This is a genomic window from Homoserinimonas sp., assembly GCF_056262345.1.
The window spans coordinates 1-1,950 of the sequence record NZ_JBACFR010000140.1; the positions used below are offsets into that span (position 1 = coordinate 1).

At 62.2% G+C, this 1,950-nt stretch carries 1 protein-coding gene; it reads left to right on the forward strand.

The window, feature by feature from the left end:
* The first annotated feature begins 161 nt into the window (after positions 1–161).
* Positions 162–1,760, forward strand: coding sequence for an ABC-F family ATP-binding cassette domain-containing protein (locus AC062T_RS06930; protein WP_476028620.1), 1,599 nt, complete (start codon positions 162–164; stop codon positions 1,758–1,760).
* Positions 1,761–1,950: the final 190 nt, after the last annotated feature.

Sequence of the window (1,950 nt, forward strand, 5' to 3'; positions counted from 1 at the left end):
CCGCTGGGTCGGCGTTTGGTAATTAGGGAGAGACATACGGAATCCGATGGTCGGAGGGGCAGTGATCATTTACACACCCGAACGCAAATATACTAAGTGTTTGCCCTCACCACCCCCGATGTGCTTCTGGCCCTGTCGGGCCCAAGAAATGGATTAAGCCTGTGCTCAGCGTGCAAGACCTCGAAATTCGAGTGGGAGCACGAACTCTCATGTCCGATGTGACGTTCCGCGTCGACCGGGGCGACAAGGTAGGCCTGGTCGGTCGCAATGGTGCGGGCAAGACCACGCTCACCAAGACGCTCGCCGGCGAGATGCTACCCAACGCGGGCCGCATCGACCGCACAGGGGAAATCGGCTACCTGCCGCAGGACCCTCGCTCAGGCAATCCAGAGGACCTCGCCCGGACCCGCATCCTCGATGCCCGCGACCTTGGCCAACTCGTCATCGGGATGCGCCAGGCCACGATCGACATGGGTTCATCAGACCCCGCGGTGGCCGAGGCTGCCATGAAGAAGTACTCAAAGCTCACCGATCGCTTTGACGCACTGGGCGGTTACGCCGCCGAGGCTGAGGCCGCGTCGATCGCGAGCAATCTCAACCTTCCCGACCGCATTCTCGACCAGCCCCTCAAGACACTGTCCGGTGGCCAGCGCCGCCGAATCGAGCTCGCTCGAATCCTGTTTTCCGATGCCGAAACGCTGATTCTGGATGAGCCCACGAACCACCTCGACGCCGACTCGGTCGTGTGGCTCCGCGAGTTCCTCAAGAACTACAGCGGCGGCTTCATCGTGATCAGCCACGACATCGAGCTGGTCGGCGAGACCGTCAATAAGGTCTTCTACCTGGACGCGAACCGTCAGGAAATCGACGTCTACAACATGGGCTGGAAGCACTACCTGCGCCAGCGTGAAGCCGATGAGGAGCGCCGCAAGAAGGAGCGCACCAACGTCGAGAAGAAGGCCGCGGTGCTGCAGATGCAGGCCGCCAAGTTCGGAGCGAAGGCGAGCAAGGCCGCAGCGGCACACCAGATGGTGCGCAGAGCCGAAAAGATGCTCTCAGGGCTCGACGAGGTCCGCACGGTCGACCGTGTCGCCAAGCTTCGCTTTCCCGAGCCTGCGCCGTGTGGCCGCACGCCCTTGATGGCCCATAACCTCAGCAAAAGCTACGGCTCTCTTGAGATCTTCACCGCCGTCGACCTCGCGATCGACCGCGGTTCCAAGGTCGTGATTCTCGGCTTTAACGGCGCGGGAAAGACCACCCTCCTTCGGATGCTCGCGGGCGTAGACAAGCCGGACACCGGCCAGATTGAGCCCGGCCACGGACTACGTATCGGTTACTACGCGCAGGAGCACGAGACGATCGATGTCAAGCGCAGCGTGTTGGAGAACATGGTGTCGTCGTCTCCGAACATCACGGAGACCGAAGCGCGGCGAGTGCTCGGATCGTTCCTCTTCACGGGAGACGACTCGCATAAGCCGGCAGGCGTGCTTTCGGGTGGTGAGAAGACTCGTCTTGCGCTGGCCATGATCGTGGTCTCAGGCGCCAATGTTTTGCTCCTTGACGAGCCAACCAACAACCTCGACCCTGCAAGCCGCATCGAGATTCTGGATGCGCTGGCCAACTACGCGGGCGCAGTTGTGCTCGTTAGTCACGATGAGGGAGCCGTCGAGGCGCTCAACCCCCAGCGCGTGCTTATCCTGCCGGATGGTGTCGAAGACCACTGGAGCCCCGACTACGCGGACCTCATCTCGCTCGCGTAACCCGCTTGTTGACGCGAGCCGGGGCGCGATAGCCAGAGCCCGGAAACGCCGTCTACCGCGTCGCTGCCTCGTCGAACATCGCATCCTCGATCTCTGCATCGCTTGGCGCGCGCTTGGCCTTGCGCTGTGCCCTGCGACGCTCCTCGTCGATAACCCTGGGGTCAGTCGAGTTGACGACGCGGTACTCCTG